Below are 17,859 nucleotides of genomic sequence, written 5' to 3'. Positions count from 1 at the left end.
AGAGGCAGCAGGCCACCATTACAATAGAAAGATAAAAGCGTTATTTTATGAGATCACAGATTACGTATTGGATTGGAGGAATTGAAATGAATCATGATTTGTCCGGTAAGATTGCTCTGGTAACAGGTGGCTCGAGAGGTCTTGGCCGTTGGATCTGTTACGCGCTTGCGGTAAGTGGGGCGTCTGTCGCCGTCAATTATGCGAACAATGAGCGGGATGCGCTGGAAACGGTCCGATTGATCGAGGAAATCGGCGGTAAAGCAATAGCAACAAGAGGAGATATTACCCGGGAGGAAGAGGTACAGCGTATTGTCAGTGAGGTTACGGAGCATTACCAGGCCCAGGTCGATATCCTCGTTAACAATGCGACAGGTCCACAGCCGATGTATGCCATTGAGGATAGCACATGGGACATTTATATGGACCAGCTGGTGTTTTTCGTCAAAGCGCCGCTTCTGCTTACCAAAGCCGTACTTCCGGGTATGAAAGAGCGCGGGACAGGCAGTATCATTAACATCGGCAGTGAAGTGGTACAGCTCGGAAATCCGAATTTCTCCAGCTATGTAAGCGCTAAATCTGCTATGGTAGGGATGACACGTTCCTGGGCTAATGAGCTTGGCCACTCTGGAATTCGGGTTAACCTGATTGCCCCGGGTTTCATTCCGGTGGAAAGAACAGAAGGGCTTGATCAGAGCGTCTTTGAAGATTATACCGAAGGGGTGCCACTCGGACATATGGGCAAACCGATGGATATCGGCAAGGCCGTTGTATTCTTCGCTTCGGACGCATCCGAGTTCATCACCGGACAGTGCCTGGCAGTCAACGGCGGCAAAACAATGGGAATTTAATGGTACGGCTCCCGGCTCTCCTTGTCTTGTCGCTGGCACAGCTCCGTTACGTGTCTTGAAACAATATAAGGGGTGTTGATTATGAAGAAACTTCCATGCGTTTTTACGGTAATCCTGCTTGCTATACTGCTCGCCGGCTGCAGTAACCCGTTTCACTTTGGATCACGTACGGTCGGCAATGAGCTCGTCGATACACCGCTGAAGGATGTTGTAACGCTGAGGTATATGATTTGGGATATCAATCAGGTGCCCGCTTACGAGAAAATCATTGCTAACTTCCACGAAAGCCATCCGAATATTAGCGTTGATATCCAAGTTGTTCCCTGGAACAACTACTGGGAGAAGCTGATGACCGAAATCGCCGGCGGCTCTGCGCCAGACATCTTCTGGGGATTTATTCCCCAGGTCCCAAGTCTGGCGGACAAAAACGCACTGCTTCCGATCACGGACTACATCGAGTCGGATCAGTTCAATCTTGACAGCTTAAATGCCGAGCTGGTCAAAGGTTTCGAGTATAATGGCGAGCAGTATGGCATTCCCAAGGACTGGGATACGCTGGGGGTCTTCTACAACAAGGAGCTGCTGAATAGAGCAGGCTTCGATCATTATCCGGATAATCTGAGCTGGAATCCGACAGACGGCGGCTCGCTTGTCGAATTTTTGCAAAAATTGACGATTGATGCCGGCGGTAAACATCCGGGCGAGGAGGGCTTCGATCCGGATAACATTGTTCAGTACGGCTTTAACTATACGGACCGCGGAGTGTGGGACCCGGGGGACCTGATCGGATTTGTCGCATCCAATGATGCGGAAATTTTATCGGGTGGACAGTTCAAGCCAGAAGACAAGATGTTTGAAACCTTGCAATTTCTGCATGACCTTGTGTTCAAATATCATGTGTCTCCGGTATATACGGATGTGAAGGTCGCCGGCTCGGATAAGATGTTCCTCTCCGAGCAAACCGCGCTGTGGGTAACGGGATCGTGGCAGATCATACCGATCCAGCAAAAGGCAGGATTTGAGTGGGGGATCGCCCAATTCCCGGCCGGTCCGAACAATAAACGCGTCGTTCGGGTTAATGGGCTTGCCGATCATATTAGCGCACAGACCCGCTATAAAGAAGAAGCATGGGCATTCATGAAATTTATTAACAGCCCGGGGAGCCAGGATATTCTTGGCCAGACCGGAACGGTACTGCCGATGAACCAGGATTCCATCGGGAAATTTGTGGACTATTACAAAAAACAGGGGATCGATACAAGCGTTTTCGTCGAAGCGTTTAACGGGGATACCGTCACCATGCCGGTAACGAAAAATTACATGGAATGGGTGCAGATTTGGTACAAAACGATGGGTCTTATCTTCTCCGGTCAAATGGATTTGGAGGAAGGACTTGAGAAGATTCGAACAGAAGGCAACCCGATTACTACCGAGTAAATATCAAACTCATTTATAGGAGGAATACAGATGTTATCCGTTGCATTGCTGAGCAAATGGCATGTTCACTGGGTCGATTACATGAATGAAGCGCTGCAAAACCCGGACATTGAAATTGTACGGATCTGGGACGAGGACCCCGTCCGGGGAGAAGCCTGGGCGAAGGATCTTGGCGTCCGGTTTGAGGAGGAGCTTGACCGCCTGCTGGCCGATCCGGACATTGATGCGGTCGTGATCACGACACCGACGAATATGCACAGGGATCTGATCATTAAGGCAGCCGAAAGCGGCAAACATATTTTCACGGAGAAGGTACTGGCTTTTACCGTTGAGGATTGCAGAGCAATCTATGATGCTGTGGAACGGAATAACGTAGAGCTGATGGTATCGATGCCGCGTCTTGTTGAGCCATATTATCTATACGCGCAGGAGGCCGTGAACGAAGGCTTATTGGGGGAGCTCAATACCGTTCGATTCCGGGTAGCCCATGACGGAGCAGTATCAACCGAGCAGCATCCCGAAGGCTGGCTTCCACAGCACTTTTACGATCCGGTACTGTGCGGAGGCGGTGCGTTCATCGATTTGGGCGCCCATCCTATCTACTTGACCAATAGGCTGGGTGGGAGGGCCAAGTCGGTATCGGCGCATTTTGTCATACCAGAGGGTTATGAAGTCGATGTGCACGCCCTGGCGACTGTGGAATATGAGTCCGGCGCGCTGGGCATTCTTGAAACCGGCTTCACATCCGGCGCGAATTTCTTTCAGATGGAGCTGCACGGTACCAAAGGGAGCATTATGATTGAAGACGGCCATGCGCGTCAAAAAATGGCGGGCGGACAATGGGAAGAGGTGAATCTTCCGGGACGGCTGCCAATGCCGATGGAGCAGTGGGCGATGGCGATTCAAGGCGAATACAAGCCTGAAATCAGGAAGCAGGACGCCATACTGCTGACGCTGATCAATGAGGCGGCGGCCGAATCCTGGCGCTCGGGCCGCAAGATTGAGCTGAGCAGTATACTGGGCGAGTAAACGGCTGTACACAAATTGTATAGGGGGAAAAACAATGAAATGGAATGCCAAAAAAACACTAGCAATTCTGTTGACCGTAATGATGATCGTCGTCGCAGGATGCTCTTCCGGCGGCGGCAACAATCTTTCACAAGCCGGTAATACAGGGGCAGGGCAGGAGACTGCGAAGCCGGAAAAGCTGACCATGATCGTTGATACGACCTTCGCGCCGTTCATCGAACGCATCGGAGCCGCCTTCGAGCAGGAGCATGGTGTGAAGGTGGAATTTATAACGACGGACTACAATAGTCTCCATGACAAAGTAGTGACCAGTCTGGCAGGCGGCAATGCGAACGTAGATATCGTATTGGTCGATACGGTCTGGACAGCCGAATTTGCAACAGCCGGATTTATTGAGCCGCTGAACTCTTATGTAGAAGAGGGCTTGAAGGATCAGATCGTACCGATCTCCTATGATCAGCGTGTTATTGATGACAATCTATACGCGTTACCCGTCAGCAACGAAGGCAAATTTTTGTATTACAATGAAAAAATGCTGAAGGATGGCGGTTATGATGCACCGCCGCAAACGTGGGATGAATTGAACGCGATCGCGAAGGATCTGAAAGCGCAGGGCATCGCGAAATACGGGATCGTATGGGGCTGGACGCAGGCGGAAGGACTGATCTGCGATTATACGCTGCTGGTCGAATCGTTTGGCGGACAGTTTCAGGATGAGGAAGGAAACTGGGTATTTAACGAAGGCGGAGCGCTGGAAGCGCTTGAGTTCATGGTTAACTCGCTGAATGACAAGGATTTTACGGACCCGTCCTCCTTGTCGTTAAATGACGGTACCGTGTTGAATGCTTATGCTGCAGGCGGGATCCCGTTCATGATGAACTGGTCGTTTGCTGTTAACGCTTTGAAAGATAATCCAGACATTAAACTGGCCTTTATCCCGGGTGTAGAAGGCAAGAGCGAGAGTGCCACGGTAACCGGTGGCGGCGCCCTGGGGATTGCGGCAACTTCAAAGAACAAAGACTGGGCATGGAACCTGATTGATTTCATTAATGAAAAGCGAAGCGAGATTATCGTCAACGATTATATCGGAAGCCTCCCTGTATGGAAGGATCTCGTCGATAATGAAGAACTGCTAGCGAAATATCCGGACCTTGGCATGATGACCGAGCAATTTGATTATGCGGTCAACCGGCCTAACATTGCGGGCTATTCGGAATGGTCCCACATTATGCAGTTTGCGGTTACTTCCGCGCTGGTAGGGGAGAAAACGCCAAAGCAAGCGCTGGATGACGCGAAGCAAGAGATCGACAGCAAAGAGATCAAATAATTCATTCCGGTATGAATAACGAGGGGGGCGCTGCCCCCCTTCTTTAAGGAGGAATCCTGTGCGCATAGACACTCATAAAAACCCATTACGTATTCGAACCGCAGAATCACAGGAGCGCCGGTTGGCATGGGTGCTGGTACTTCCCAGCATCCTCCTGATCTTCGGGCTTACCATTTATCCGGTGCTTTATTCATTTTGGCTCAGTTTGAACAATGTGAGTCTTCTCAATCCCGTCCGTTCGTTTGCGGGATTAAATAATTATATTGAAATATTATCCAGCCAGGCCTTTTGGGCCGCACTGGGGCGAACCTTCTATTTCGTCCTGATCTCCTTGAGCGTCCAGACTGTTGCCGGGCTGACGTTTGCCCTGGTGCTCAACCAGCCTTTCTACGGGCGGGGATTCGTTCGCGCCCTCATCCTGCTGCCTTGGGCGATTCCAAATATCGTCAACGGGGTCATGTGGGAATGGATTCTGAATTCCAGCTATGGCGCGTTGAACGGGATACTTCTGCAGATAGGTATCATCAGCGAGCCCATTCAGTGGCTTAGCAAACCTTGGCTGGCGCTTAATATGGTTATTCTAGCCGATACCTGGAAGGTGATTCCGCTCTATGTGATCATGTTTTTGGCAGGGCTGCAGACCATTCCCAAAGATTTATACGAGGCCGCCCGAATCGACGGATCCGGCGTATGGCGAAGCTTTTTCAGCATTACGCTGCCTTTGTTGAAACCGATTTTGCTGGTCATTCTTGTGCTGCGCACAATGCAGTGCTTCGGCGTGTTCGACATCGTATACATTATGACCAAGGGCGGCCCGGCAGACGGAACGATGGTCATCTCGTTCTTTACTTACTTCCAGACGTTCGGCAAGCTGAACTTCGGCATGGGGTCGGCGATTTCATTTTTGGTCGCGTTTGTCGTCCTGTCCATTTCGCTCGTATACATGCGCTTATTAAAAACAGATGAGGCTGATTAATATGGTACGATCACGAATGAAAAAACAATGGCTGTACCGGATTGGACTGTACTTGCTTGTGCTGTTCATTATTCTCGAAACGATTCTGCCGTTCGCTTGGTTGTTTATTTCCAGCATAACCCGCAACGAAGAGCTGATCATGACGCCGAAGCGATGGATTCCGGAGCAGCCGACGTGGGACCGTTACAATTCCATCCTGTTCGGCAAGGAAATCAGCTTCCGGGGGGCGTCTCTGACAGGTCCGGCGAAAATGTTTCAGAAATCGCTCGTGAACAGCCTGTTGATCGCAGGCAGTGTCACCGCATTGTCGCTGTTCTTCGGCACCCTGGCCGCTTATGCTTACGCCAGACTCCGTTTCCGGTTTAAAAACGCACTGCTCATGCTGGCGATCGGGGTGCAGATGCTGCCGCCAATAGCCATTATCATCCCGCTGTATTTGCTGCTGCGTGACCTGCAGATGAGCAATGCTTTTATCAACTTGATCCTGATTTACTGTTCAATTACCGTCACGTATGTGATTTGGATTATGGCGGGTTTCTTCACGACGCTGCCGCGAGAATTGGAGGAGTCAGCGCGCATTGACGGATGCTCAAGGCTTGGAGCGTTGTTCCGTGTTCTGCTGCCGATTTCTCTTCCGGGTCTTGTGGCAACCGGCATTCTCAGCTTTCTGACGATCTGGAATGAATTTCTGCTGGCGCTAGTCTTCGTCAATGACGGCACCGCCAAGACGATCTCGCTTGCGATTGGGGAATTTTCCACCCAATTCAGCGTCGACTACGGCATGATGTCCGCCGGAGGTGTGATCATCAGCATTCCGCCGATTCTACTGGCGCTGCTGTTCCAAAAGTATATTGTGGCTGGGCTGACGAACGGGGCAGTGAAGGGATAGGCATGGTGCGATTCATGTAAATAAACCCATCCGACCGTACCAAATGAAGACACCGCTGTCGGTGTCTTCATTTGAATTATCGAATGGATTTCCGCCGACAAAGACTTGGCAGTCGTTTCAATTAGTTTAGCTCCAAAAAGTCCATGTATTTCATCGATTTAACCCCTCTCTTATGTTGAAGCGCCTTTTCTGAGAAAAAAAGGATAAAAAAGCGTTTACAATTATAAAACGTCATGTTAGTATACAAATATACAACTTGAATTCAAGTTGAATACAATTGTAACTCAACTTAAATTCAACCTATAGAGAAAAAGATCACAACTTTTATTCAAGCTAGGAGAGGGCCATATGAAAAAAGTTCCATTGAGTGAAATCGCTTATGTAAAAATCAAGGAAAAAATTATGAGGGGGGATTTTGGCGAGGAAAACTATACTTCGCAGAATCAGCTGGTTGAAGAGCTGAACATGAGCCGTACGCCGATCGTTGCTGCGCTGCAGCGCCTTAAGCAGGAAGGCTTTGTGAAGATCATTTCCAATCAGGGCATTGTGATTCAGGAGCCCACAATTAATGAGATTAACGATTTTTTTGATATGCGACTGGCGATTGAGACGTTTTCAATGAAGCAGCTGGGCGATTTGTTGACGGAAGAGGATTTCGAAAATTTGGAGGAGATCATCCAAGACCAGCTTGAATGTGTGGAAAATAAGGATTACTTATCCTTCGCGCAGCTCGATGCCGACTATCATCAATATTTGATCCAGGTCGGAGGCAACGGGCTTTTCTTCCAAACGATGGCCAATATCAGGGAAAGACTCTTCTTAAAAACGACTTACAATCTGAAAAAGCGGCAAGGAATGGCTCTCGCGATTGAAGAGCATGTAAACATTTTGGAGGCGCTCAAGCAAGGTAATCTCGAGTTAGCTGTCGCAAGGCTGGATGAACATATCCAAAACGGAAAAATCATAAAGTGATGCGGAGGAATGAGAAATGAGCAAAAGAGATAGCTTGTCAGATATCGTAATTGTCGATCTGGATGTCCATGTGAATGATACGCCTACCGAGCTCGCCCCTTACATGGATATGCCTTGGCGAAAGTCGCTCGAGCACGTCAGCAATGTTCCATGGCGGTACCTATCCATCCCCGGTTACTCTCCCAATTTTGCGGAGAATCTCCCGCTTTGGCCGGGGGGCAATGACCGGTTGACGGTCGAGACGCCGGCACAGATGAAAAAAGAGCTCTCAGACATGAACATCGATATCGGGATCTTGTTTCCCGATCACCTCCTCGGCGTCGCTGTCCTGCCCCAGAAAGATTATGCCTCAGCATTAACCCGCGCCTACAATGCCTACATCGTAGATAAATGGTGTGATAAGGAACAAGGCTTGAAAGGCCTTATCATGGTTGCCCCACAAGATCCGGAAGGCGGGGCAAAGGAAATCGAAAAGTATGCCAATGAAGAAGGCATTGTCGGTATATATCTCCCTTGCTCCGGACTGGATACGCTTTGGGGACACGTGAAATATGACCCTATCTTTGCCGCTGCCGAAGCTGCGGGTTTGCCTGTTCTGCTTCATGCGGCGACCACCTTAGTTCCCCACTTCCCTTTTAACCTTCACCAATACGAAACCTTTTTCGCCCAACATTCACTCGTTCATTCCTTCTCCATGATGGCCAATATGCTGAAAATGATTGAAACCGGCGTGCCCGTCCGATTCCCGAAACTGAAAATTTGCTTTACGGAAGCCGGGGTATCCTGGGTGCCGTTCATTATGATGCGGCTGGATAAGGAATACGTGGAAAATCGACGGGACATCCCGTTCCTCGAGCATCCGCCAAGCCATTATATCAAAAAGTTTTACTATGCCACACAGCCGATCGAAGAGCCTGAGAATGCAAAGCATCTGATTCAGCTCATGGAGATGTACGAAGGCGAGAATACAACCATGTTTGCGTCTGACTGGCCTCATCACGACTTTGACCATCCACGTAAAGTGTTTAATATGCCGTTTTCGCCGGAGGTAAAACGTAAAATCATGGGCGAGAACGCCTTGCGGTTTTTCGATATCGATGCCACTGGCCGACGCAACAAATTTAAGGTAGGAAGCACAGCGAAATAAAGCCGTTTTGCATAATTGGTTCAGATCCTAAAATACATTGGCGCAGAAAGGATGGCGGGAATGGAGAAAGTAGCGAGGGAATATGTGGTAGGCACAGTTGAGGAATTTCCGGTTGGCTCTCACAAAGTGGTCAAGGTGGATAACAGGGAAATCGGGGTGTTTAATGTGAACGGAGAGTTCTATGCTCTTCCCAACCTATGCCCACATCAGGTCGGCCCCCTTTGCCAAGGGAAAGTTTCCGGTACGCTTGTAGCGAATAAAGATACCGATTGGAAACGCACATGGGACCGCGAAGGCGAAATCGTCTATTGTCCATGGCATAGATTGGAATTCGATATCAAAACAGGCGACTGCCTGGCTTTTCCGGATATTAAGATAAGGTCGTACAATGTGAAGGTTGAAGAGGGGCAAATAAAGGTATGGTAACTTGCCATAGAAAGCGATTCGGGTGAGCGCTATGAAGCAAGAGCTGTTGAAAGTGATTGAGTTTCCGGAGGAATATGTTGTCGTCTATGATGATTCCGAAGAAGATTGGGTCGCCAAGTTTGATAAAGCCTGGCCGGAGGCGCGGGAATGGGCTTATCATATGGTGGATATTCACAATGAACGGCGTTCATGAAGCAAAGTGGGATGAAGGAGGCAGCGATCAATGGTTGAAGGGAAAGTGGCAATTGTAACCGGTGCGGCCATGGGGCTGGGAAGAGAATTTTCGCTTGAGCTGGCCAAGGGCGGTGCAAAAATAGTTATCGCTGATCGGGAAGAAGAAAAAGGGCTGGAGTTTGAGCGGGAATTGAAAGATTCCGGTAATGATGCCTTATATGTAAATGTAAACGTTTTAAAAGAAGAAAGTGTAGCTCTAATGATAGAACGCGTGCTTGAGCACTATGGCCGGATCGAAATTCTGGTCAACAGCGCCGGCGTCACGCAGGGCAAGCCGATGGAAGAAATCAGCGTAGAGGATTGGGATCTCGTATTAAATGTCAATCTTAGAGGTCCGTATCTCTGCACGAAATACGTACTGCCTGTGATGAAAAAACAGCGATTTGGCAGAATCATCAATATCTCCTCCATCGCTGCCATGATGGGCGGCGGGTTTGTCGGAACTTCGCATTATGCCGCCAGCAAAGCGGGGATCGTCGGTTTTACGATTGCGACGGCTAAGGAAGGCGCTGCTTACGGCATTACCGCCAATGCGATTGCCCCCGGGCCTTGCCGGACTCGAATGAGCTCTTCCTGGTTAGCTGATCATGAAGAGGAATTGGCCAGAACGATCCCGGTTTCCAAAGTAGGCGAGCCCGAGGATATTGCCAATGCGGTGCTGTTCTTCGCTTCAGAAAGATCGGATTTTATTACAGGGCAAACGTTGGCGGTTGATGGAGGCTTAACGACGATCGGCAAGGTTGTCTAAATTCATACGAGGGAGGCAAGGTTATATGGGAACGGAACAGCGCTTTTGGTCGGCGGAAGGGAAATCGAATCGGGTGATAGCAGCCAGAATATTGCCTGGGAGCGATGTCATCTTGGGGATCATTGAGGTATGCCGGAAATATAACATCAAGGCCGGAGGGATTGCCAGCATGATTGGCAGCTTAAAGACGGCGCAGTATCAGGCCATTCAACCGGATCCCAATTCGAAGACAGGCGCAAGTTTTACCGATAAAATGACTGCCGAAGGACCGGTGGAGCTGTTATCCGGCCAGGGATTGATCTGCCAGCGCGAGGACGGCATGTTTATCCACCTGCATACGGTGATGGTCGATAAAAACCAGAAGGTGTTCGGCGGACATATTGAACGCGGCTTTTGCACCGTGTTGAATACGCTTGAAATCATAATCGTGGAGAGCGAAAACATCGTGCTGCATCGCGAGCATGATGAAGAAACCGGTTTTGTGCAAACCGTCCCCAAAAAAGTTGGATCACGCTTTTTTTAATCGAGCAGAGGGGTGACGTCCTTATAAACGAAAGGAGTAAAACGCCATGGAAAGCATCAGTATTTATATGTCGGGAACGAGAACGCTTGATACAATTACCCGGCAGTTAGAGCTTGCGGAGGATGAAATCCTCGTGAAGATGACGCAAGCATCCATCTGCGATGCGGATTTAAGGGCTTGGTCCGGAATGCATATGCCAAGCGACCTTCCGAGCTTTGCCCACATCGGGCACGAGGGTGGCGGTGAAGTCGTAGAGATCGGGAAGAAGGTCAGGGAATTTAAAGTCGGAGATAAGGTAATGGCGTTCGGGCCTTTGAATACATTCTCCCATTATTTTAAGGGTCCCGTGCAAAATTTCATAAAAGTTCCCGATGGCTTGGATATGGAAATCGCCTGCCTCGGGGAGCCGATCTGTGTAGGGATGTTCGGTGTATTTCACAGCGGTGTCCAGTTAGGTGATATTGCGCTCGTTGCGGGATTGAATTTTCAAGGGATGATCGCGGTGCAGGGCCTAAAAAAACGCGGTGCGCACAAGGTCATTGCCGTTGATTATTCGGATGCACATCTGGCACTTGCGAAAAAAATCGGTGCAGACTTCGTTTTGAACACAAATACCCAAGATGTCAGAGAAGAAATCAAGGAATTAACGAAAGGAAAAGGTGTCGATACGACTTTGCATTCATGTGGTTACTGGAATCCCCGTACCGAAGATTATTTTAATATGTGTATTGATATTACAAGGGATGAAGGGGTTTTAAGCTCGCTGCCGGATATGATGTCCCCCATCAATGTGGGTCTTCATCGTTTACATCATCATGCGATTGACATCCGGTTTAATGCCCTCATGCACCATAGCCCGGAGTTTTTGAGAATTTGGGTGCCGCTGTTGATGCGGCCTGTGGTCCAGGGCGATATCGATATTAAAGCGTTAATTACGGATTCCTATCCGTTGTCCCAAGTAAATGAAGCGATGAAGAAATTCAGCGAAGATGAAGATCAGGTGAAGATTCTGCTCAAACCATAATAAACAAAAGGGGAGCATACGAATGTTTAATAGAAGGTTGATAACGGTTACCACCGCGATGGTCATGGTGCTTGTGCTTATTGGATGCTCAGCGAGCGGCAGCAGCGGGGGCGGTTCGGGTGCGTCAGGCTCCTCAGAGAGCTACACGATAAAACTGGGGCATCTGCTTGCACCGGACAGCCACTGGAATCAAGGTGCTGAGAAATTCAAAGAGATAGTTGAAGAGAACTCGGAAGGAAGGCTGAAGGTGGAGATTTACCATAGTGCACAGCTGGGCGGAGAACGGCAGGTCATCGAAAGTGTGCAAAACAATATCGTGCAAATGGTGATCACTGGTGGCACATACGGGGTGATCGATGAAAGATATCTCGTTTTAGAGCTCCCGTTTGTTTTTAAAGATCCTCAGGATGCTTATGACAAGCTGGACGGTGAGCTTGGCGACACCTTATTCAGTTTTCTTCCGGAAAGAAATTTGAAAGGGCTTGCATATTGGGAGAATGGGTCCCGCTACATTACCAATTCGAAGCACCCTATTGTAACTCCAGACGATCTGAAAGATTTGAAAATCAGGGTTCCGGAAAACAAGGCATCCCTGAAAACCTTTGAAGTATTGGGAGCTAACGTCACTCCAATGGGATTTGCTGAGCTGTTCCAGGCCTTGGAAGGCCGGGTGGTGGACGGACAAGAGAATCCAGTTCCTAATATTCACAGCTCAAAGTTCTACGAAGTTCAGAAATATCTTTCGCTAACTGGACATCAATACTCGCCGTCTCCTGTCATGATCAGCTCGAAATTTTACGACAGTCTGCCCGATGATTTGAAGACGGTTATCGAGGAAGCGGCGATTGAAGCAAGAGACTTCCAGCGAGAGGTGAGTCAGGAAAATCAGGCGAAGCTGTTGGAGGATTTAACCGCTGAGGGAATGGAAATCACGGAAGTCGATCAGGAGGCGTTCCGGGCCAAAGTGGAAGAAGTCTACACTTACTTTGAACCGACCATCGGCAAAGAATTAATTGATATGGTTCGAAAATAAACAGGATGGAGGGGGAAAGTAAGCATTTTCCCTCTCTTATTTCTATCAATCTATGTCCCAATATATGTGAGCGCTTACATTTAAGTTTCAGCAATATAAGGAGGAGACAGAGTGGTGAAACGGCTATCTAAGTTTCTATTGACACTATTGAATTCAGCCATGGCAATCATCTTGGCGTCTATGGCCATTCTTGTATTTGCAAACGTAGTCTTGCGTTATCTGTTTGACTCGGGAATTACTTGGTCAGAGGAAATGTCCCGGTATCTGTTTGTATTTCTTATATTTCTAGGGGCAATAGGAGCACTGAAAAACAATGAGCATCTTGGCGTCGACTTGCTTATAAAGAATCTGCCCAAGCAAATCAAACGCGTTGTTTATATCTTCACCAATCTGCTTCTGCTATTCATCCTCTACTTAGTTGCCGACGGCAGCTTGACGCTGGCGCTCCTAAATCTGGATAGCCGTTCGTCAGCAACGGGCATTCCGCTGTCCGTCAACTATGCGGTCGGCGTTTTCTTCAGCGTGTGCATGGGGCTTATTATTTTGCTCAATTCGATTCGCGCGATGTTCGATAAAGACGCCATTGATGAGCTCACTGCAGGGCGCTCGGCGGAAGAAGCAGCGCTTGAAGAACATAACCAACACCAATCTCTGCAAGGGGGAGGGCACAAATGACATTATTGCTCTTTATAGGATCGTTGTTGGGAGGGATGGCCATCGGAATGCCGATCGCTTTCGCTTTGCTCTTTAGCGCGGTCATCATGATGCTCTATTTAGGTAATTTTGATAGTCTGATTATCGCTCAGAACTTGATAAACGGTGCGGATAATTTTCCGCTCATGGCCGTTCCCTTTTTTATTTTGGCAGGCGAGCTCATGAATGCAGGCGGCATTTCGCAACGGATCGTTAATTTTGCGATGTCGATGTTTGGACATATCAAAGGCGGATTAGGATACGTCGCGATAATCGGATCTCTTTTCTTTGCGAGTCTTTCCGGCTCGGCAGTAGCGGATACGGCAGCAATCGGTGCGCTGTTGATTCCCATGATGATAAGGAATGGATATAACCGCAATCGTTCGACGGCATTGATTGCATCAGGCGGTATTATTGCGCCTGTCATTCCACCCAGCATTCCGATGATACTGTTCGGCGTAACGAGCGGGGTTTCGATCACCAAGCTGTTTCTAGCAGGCATTGTTCCGGGACTTATAATGGGCTTGGGCTTATGTGTGACCTGGTGGCTAATCATGCGCAATGAGCAGGTTACGGTCCTGCCGCGTAAACGGTTTAAGGAAGTTCTGATTGCACTCAGAGAAGCGATCTGGGCACTTTTCCTGCCGATCATCATTATTGTCGGGCTTCGCTTTGGCGTGTTTACGCCTACCGAAGCGGCGGTAGTAGCGGCTTTCTATGCTTTCTTTGTCGGCTTCGTCGTGTACCGGCAATTAAAACTTCCCAAACTGTTCGAGGTGTTAGCAGCTTCCGCCAAAATGACGAGCGTCATTATGTTCCTTACAGCCGCGGCGATGGTAACCGGTTGGCTGATCACGGTTGCGAATCTGCCGGGTATGGTATCTGAGATGCTTGGCCCGCTCATTGACAGTCCATTGCTTCTTATGACGGTCATTACCTTATTGGTGTTGGTTATCGGCATGGTTATGGATTTGACGCCTAACATCCTCATTCTCACCCCGGTCTTAATGCCGGTTATCATACAGGCAGGCATTGATCCCGTCTATTTCGGACTAATATTCATACTCACGCTATGCATTGGCTTAATAACGCCTCCTGTAGGCAACGTACTGAACGTGGCTTGCTCGATCGGCAAAATCGGGTTGGTAGATGTATTGAGAGGGATCTGGCCTTTCTTACTCGTCTATTTTGTTATTCTGTTCTTGCTTATTTTGTTTCCGGCGATCGTACTTGCTCCGCTGGAATGGCTCTCTTAAGGGGGATTGCAAATGCAAAAGGTTGGTTTTATCGGGTTAGGTTCAATCGGCAGCCGGATGGCGAAAAATATTGGCAGGGCGGGATACGAATTAACCGTTTATGACATTAATGCTGAGGCTATGAACGAGCTGGAACGAGAGGGTGCGACCAAAGCGAATCATCCGAAGGAAGTGGGAGAGCGTTCGAATATCGTCTTTTTGATGGTACAAAATTATTCGCAATGCGTAAGCTGCCTGCAGGGAGACGAAGGTCTGCTGGAGGGGCTTCGCAATGGCATTGTTATCGTATCGAGCACCGTCTCTCCGGATGAGGTCAGAGCCATTGAAATCATGTGCCGGGAGAAGAGAATCAAGGTGCTCGACGCTCCGGTGAGCGGCGGAACCAAGGGAGCGAGCGGGGGTACGCTGACTTTGATGGTCAGCGGAGGAGAAGAGGCCTATCGGCAATGTTTGCCTATCCTTCAGAAAGTAGGATCCCGTATAATAAAAGTTGGTCATGAAGAAGGGCTGGGACAGGCAATGAAAGCGGTGAATCAGCATTTGGTCTCCATCCACTTGGTGTCGATGGCAGAAGCGATGGTCTTGGGCGTGAAAAACGGGCTGGATCCGGAAATGATATACGAGGTGATTAAGAACAGCGCAGGGAACTCATGGATGTTTGAAGATAAAGTGCCGGGTGTGCTGAGCCGCGACTTTTCTCCGCGCAGCTCCCTTGCGATTCAACACAAAGACCTTAACATCTGCCTGGACATGGGAAACAGAACCCGCTCGCCTCTTTTACTGGGAAGCGTCTGCAAAGAGATTTATAAATTGGCCGATGCCAGAGGCTTGGCGGGTGAGGATTCTTCTTCGGTGATCAAGATATATGAAGAGATGGCAAAAATAATGGTTGATAAACATCATCTTTTACAAGATGATGTTGGAAACGGATCGGAGAGCGGGATATGAAGGTATTGATAGCGATCGATTCCTTTAAAGGAAGTATTTCATCCCTTTTGGGCAGTGAAGCCATTGCTTTGGGGATACAGGATGTGTATGCCCTAACGCGATAATCGTTGCCTTACCATTAGCTGATGGGGGAGAAGGCACGGTAGAAGCGCTGATTAAAGCAACCGATGGATAATTGATTACAGCCGCAATAAGTGGACCGTTAAAGGATCATGACCAATCTCGAGTTGTAAGGTTCCTGCGATGTGAATAATCCACTCCACGGACCGCGCGGTGCCGCTTATATCTTCGGTCCACAGAAGGGAGCGACGCCCGAAATCTTAGCAGAGTTCGATCAAGGACTTAGGAGCTTTTTGCCCAAGTGGTACTGCAGGAGCTGGACAGGATACTCAGCAAATTAACGGAGCAGGTGCTGCGGAGGCTTGGGGGCGGCATTCGCTGGTCTCTTAAACGGGCAGCTGCAATCCGGAAACGAACCTATTCTTGACATTATCGGCTTGGAAAAAATGCAAGGCGTCGATTTTGTCGGCAGCATCGGGGCAGAGACAGCAGCATTACACGAGGCCGGCATCAGTTCATGCTTTTCCATCGTGAATCAACCGATGGCGCTTGTTTCATTTGATTCAAGCAGTTAGGTAGCGGAAAGACCAACAGATTAGGGAGGCACACATGAAGTCATCGGATACGGGGGAGGAGCAAGCCGCTTTAATTAGAGGTTGGCATAATCCTTTACGTGATCTTAATTCCAAAAATATTTCGGCGGGGGTCATTGCTTCTACGCTAGGAATGACCGGCCCGCCGATTCTGATCCTCGAAGCAGCGGCTAACGGCGGATATACACATGCAGAAACCATCGGCTGGGTGTTTGCCGTTTACTTTTTCGGAGGAGTTCTTAGCATCTTTTTACCGCTGCTCTATCGAATGCCTATCACTTGCGCCAATTCCCTCTCGGGAATTGCGTTTCTGGCAACGGCATCTCCTCATTTCACCTATAATGAAATGACAGGCGGTTTTTTGCTGAGCGGCATTCTTATCTTTCTGATCGGGATAACAGGCGCTTTTACCTTCATTATGAAGCTGTTCCCCAGGGAAGTGATCGCCGCCATGCTGGCCGGGCTGGTCACTTCTTATGTTATCCGCATGATAACGTCCATCGAAGTGATGCCGCTGGTAGGGGTATCGGCCTTGGCAAGCTACTTCCTTCTGATGAAATGGGGCAGACGAATACCGCCTGTTGTTGGAGCGATTGTTGTAGCGCTCCTTGTGTTATTTCTTACAGAAGGGGTTCATTTTCCAAACGGGGACCTTCCCTTTGCTTGGCCTGACCTGGTTCAGCCTGAATTTTCCTGGATGCAATTGTTTACGTTAGCCATTCCACTCTGTTTAATGATTTTGAGCAATGACGCGGTGCCGGCGATCGGGGCGCTGGAAACCTATAAATACAAACCGCCAACGAAACAGATCATTACGATGAGCGGCATTACTTCGATGGTGGTTGCCCTGTTTGGCGGCCAAAGCGCTAATGTAGCAGGGATGATGACGGCTGTGAGCGCGGAGGATGGTGCGGGAGAGAAGCATAAGCGTTATATCGCTTCGGCTGTATCCGGAGTGATGCTTTTGCTTTTCGGCATATTCGCTTCAAAGACGGTTCCGTTCATGCAGGCGCTGCCGGTCGCCGCCGCCGCCCTGGTGGGAGGATTTGCATTAATCGGCGTACTCGGTTCAAGCCTCCATACCGCTTTTTCTGACAGCCGATACCGTTTCAGCGCGATCTTTGCCTTTGTCATTGCGATGTCTCCCCTTTCATTCTTCCATATCAGCGCTCCTGTCTGGGCTTTAATTGTCGGAGCAATCATTGCAAAAACGATTGAACATGAAAAACCGCCAGCCTGAGCGGAAGCTCAGGCTGGCGGTTTTTCTTTGATGGACGGCTACAGCGGTTTCAGCTTCGGCTCAAAATTCATGCACGGCTTGCCCGAGGAAGCCAGCACAGTGATGCTTGGCATGGTATGCGTCTTAAATCCGAATGCTTTGCAGCCTCTGGGAAAGTTAGGATCCCACGTCACATAAAAATGTTTGCATTTCATACAGTCGATACGCTCGGGACGTTGTAATTCAGTCATTTTAAATCCCTCATAGCAATAAGATAATTCTATTATAAGCTAATTATAAACCAACTTGTCTATTTTACACGATTACATTCGAAAACTGCAGAAAACAGGCTTCTTTTCGATGAGCAGGAGCGAGTCATTGGCAGATGCCGGAACGAATGAGCAATCAACAAAACCCCGACGCCTATGGATGGGCTGGCGAATTATATCATCGCGGATAACATTGCCAAAGAGCTAA

At 48.9% G+C, this 17,859-nt stretch carries 22 protein-coding genes; 21 read left to right on the top strand and 1 reads right to left on the bottom strand.

Translation table 11 applies throughout. The features are described 5' to 3' along the window. The first annotated feature begins 86 nt into the window (after positions 1 to 86). The 21 genes from IEW11_RS20040 (at position 87) to IEW11_RS19940 (ending at position 17,403) form a co-directional block, all read left to right on the top strand. Complete coding sequence (locus IEW11_RS20040) at positions 87 to 848, top strand: SDR family oxidoreductase (RefSeq protein ID WP_188532850.1); 762 nt, start codon at positions 87 to 89, stop codon at positions 846 to 848. An 81-nt stretch (positions 849 to 929) separates the two neighbouring features. Then, a complete protein-coding gene (locus IEW11_RS20035) occupies positions 930 to 2,285 on the top strand; it encodes an ABC transporter substrate-binding protein (RefSeq protein ID WP_188532849.1) in 1,356 nt (451 codons plus the stop codon). Positions 2,286 to 2,315: 30 nt separating this feature from the next. After that, positions 2,316 to 3,314 (top strand): Gfo/Idh/MocA family protein, encoded by a 999-nt coding sequence (locus IEW11_RS20030; protein WP_188532848.1) that lies wholly within the window; start codon positions 2,316 to 2,318, stop codon positions 3,312 to 3,314. Between the two features lie 34 nt (positions 3,315 to 3,348). Further along, positions 3,349 to 4,641: an extracellular solute-binding protein gene (locus IEW11_RS20025; protein WP_188532847.1), complete on the top strand. Its 1,293-nt coding sequence runs from the start codon at positions 3,349 to 3,351 to the stop codon at positions 4,639 to 4,641. A 58-nt stretch (positions 4,642 to 4,699) separates the two neighbouring features. Continuing rightward, entirely contained in the window at positions 4,700 to 5,617 is a 918-nt protein-coding gene (locus tag IEW11_RS20020) for a carbohydrate ABC transporter permease (RefSeq protein ID WP_268237423.1), read from the top strand. Position 5,618: 1 nt separating this feature from the next. Then, entirely contained in the window at positions 5,619 to 6,506 is an 888-nt protein-coding gene (locus IEW11_RS20015) for a carbohydrate ABC transporter permease (RefSeq protein WP_188532846.1), read from the top strand. A 348-nt stretch (positions 6,507 to 6,854) separates the two neighbouring features. Beyond that, positions 6,855 to 7,478 carry a GntR family transcriptional regulator gene (locus tag IEW11_RS20010; protein ID WP_188532845.1) on the top strand — a complete coding sequence of 208 codons (624 nt, stop codon included), beginning with the start codon at positions 6,855 to 6,857 and terminating at the stop codon, positions 7,476 to 7,478. Between the two features lie 16 nt (positions 7,479 to 7,494). After that, positions 7,495 to 8,625 carry an amidohydrolase family protein gene (locus IEW11_RS20005; RefSeq protein WP_188532844.1) on the top strand — a complete coding sequence of 377 codons (1,131 nt, stop codon included), beginning with the start codon at positions 7,495 to 7,497 and terminating at the stop codon, positions 8,623 to 8,625. Between the two features lie 60 nt (positions 8,626 to 8,685). Continuing rightward, the gene (locus tag IEW11_RS20000) at positions 8,686 to 9,051 is read left to right on the top strand and encodes a Rieske (2Fe-2S) protein (RefSeq protein WP_229725493.1); all 366 of its coding nucleotides are present in this window, start codon (positions 8,686 to 8,688) and stop codon (positions 9,049 to 9,051) included. Between the two features lie 31 nt (positions 9,052 to 9,082). Continuing rightward, positions 9,083 to 9,244 (top strand): hypothetical protein, encoded by a 162-nt coding sequence (locus tag IEW11_RS19995; protein WP_188532842.1) that lies wholly within the window; start codon positions 9,083 to 9,085, stop codon positions 9,242 to 9,244. Between the two features lie 30 nt (positions 9,245 to 9,274). Next, positions 9,275 to 10,033, top strand: coding sequence for an SDR family NAD(P)-dependent oxidoreductase (locus IEW11_RS19990; RefSeq protein WP_188532841.1), 759 nt, complete (start codon positions 9,275 to 9,277; stop codon positions 10,031 to 10,033). A 25-nt stretch (positions 10,034 to 10,058) separates the two neighbouring features. Further along, positions 10,059 to 10,556, top strand: a complete 498-nt coding sequence (locus tag IEW11_RS19985) for a PPC domain-containing DNA-binding protein (RefSeq protein ID WP_188532840.1) — start codon at positions 10,059 to 10,061, stop codon at positions 10,554 to 10,556. A gap of 46 nt (positions 10,557 to 10,602) precedes the next feature. Continuing rightward, positions 10,603 to 11,580, top strand: coding sequence for a zinc-dependent alcohol dehydrogenase (locus tag IEW11_RS19980; RefSeq protein WP_188532839.1), 978 nt, complete (start codon positions 10,603 to 10,605; stop codon positions 11,578 to 11,580). 22 nt (positions 11,581 to 11,602) lie between these two features. Next, positions 11,603 to 12,613 (top strand): TRAP transporter substrate-binding protein, encoded by a 1,011-nt coding sequence (locus tag IEW11_RS19975; RefSeq protein WP_188532838.1) that lies wholly within the window; start codon positions 11,603 to 11,605, stop codon positions 12,611 to 12,613. A 111-nt stretch (positions 12,614 to 12,724) separates the two neighbouring features. Next, on the top strand, positions 12,725 to 13,288 hold the full coding sequence (locus IEW11_RS19970; protein WP_229725491.1) for a TRAP transporter small permease: 564 nt from the start codon (positions 12,725 to 12,727) through the stop codon (positions 13,286 to 13,288). After that, complete coding sequence (locus IEW11_RS19965) at positions 13,285 to 14,562, top strand: TRAP transporter large permease (RefSeq protein ID WP_188532837.1); 1,278 nt, start codon at positions 13,285 to 13,287, stop codon at positions 14,560 to 14,562. Before IEW11_RS19970 ends, IEW11_RS19965 begins: the two co-directional genes overlap by 4 nt. A gap of 12 nt (positions 14,563 to 14,574) precedes the next feature. Beyond that, positions 14,575 to 15,510, top strand: coding sequence for an NAD(P)-dependent oxidoreductase (locus IEW11_RS19960; protein WP_188532836.1), 936 nt, complete (start codon positions 14,575 to 14,577; stop codon positions 15,508 to 15,510). A gap of 100 nt (positions 15,511 to 15,610) precedes the next feature. Next, on the top strand, positions 15,611 to 15,685 hold the full coding sequence (locus IEW11_RS25380; RefSeq protein ID WP_188532921.1) for a glycerate kinase: 75 nt from the start codon (positions 15,611 to 15,613) through the stop codon (positions 15,683 to 15,685). Positions 15,686 to 15,755: 70 nt separating this feature from the next. Continuing rightward, complete coding sequence (locus IEW11_RS25375; protein ID WP_188532835.1) at positions 15,756 to 15,911, top strand: glycerate kinase; 156 nt, start codon at positions 15,756 to 15,758, stop codon at positions 15,909 to 15,911. 21 nt (positions 15,912 to 15,932) lie between these two features. Then, positions 15,933 to 16,145, top strand: a complete 213-nt coding sequence (locus tag IEW11_RS19945; protein ID WP_188532834.1) for a hypothetical protein — start codon at positions 15,933 to 15,935, stop codon at positions 16,143 to 16,145. 34 nt (positions 16,146 to 16,179) lie between these two features. Next, a complete protein-coding gene (locus tag IEW11_RS19940) occupies positions 16,180 to 17,403 on the top strand; it encodes a benzoate/H(+) symporter BenE family transporter (protein ID WP_188532833.1) in 1,224 nt (407 codons plus the stop codon). A 38-nt stretch (positions 17,404 to 17,441) separates the two neighbouring features. Here IEW11_RS19940 and IEW11_RS19935 read toward each other — a convergent pair whose 3' ends face one another. Further along, a complete protein-coding gene (locus IEW11_RS19935) occupies positions 17,442 to 17,633 on the bottom strand; it encodes a uracil-DNA glycosylase (protein ID WP_188532832.1) in 192 nt (63 codons plus the stop codon). Positions 17,634 to 17,859 lie beyond the last annotated feature (226 nt).

Source organism: Paenibacillus abyssi (assembly GCF_014640295.1).
Taxonomy (GTDB): Bacteria; Bacillota; Bacilli; order Paenibacillales; family Paenibacillaceae; genus Paenibacillus_D; species Paenibacillus_D abyssi.
This window is presented reverse-complemented; position numbering and strand designations above follow the sequence as displayed.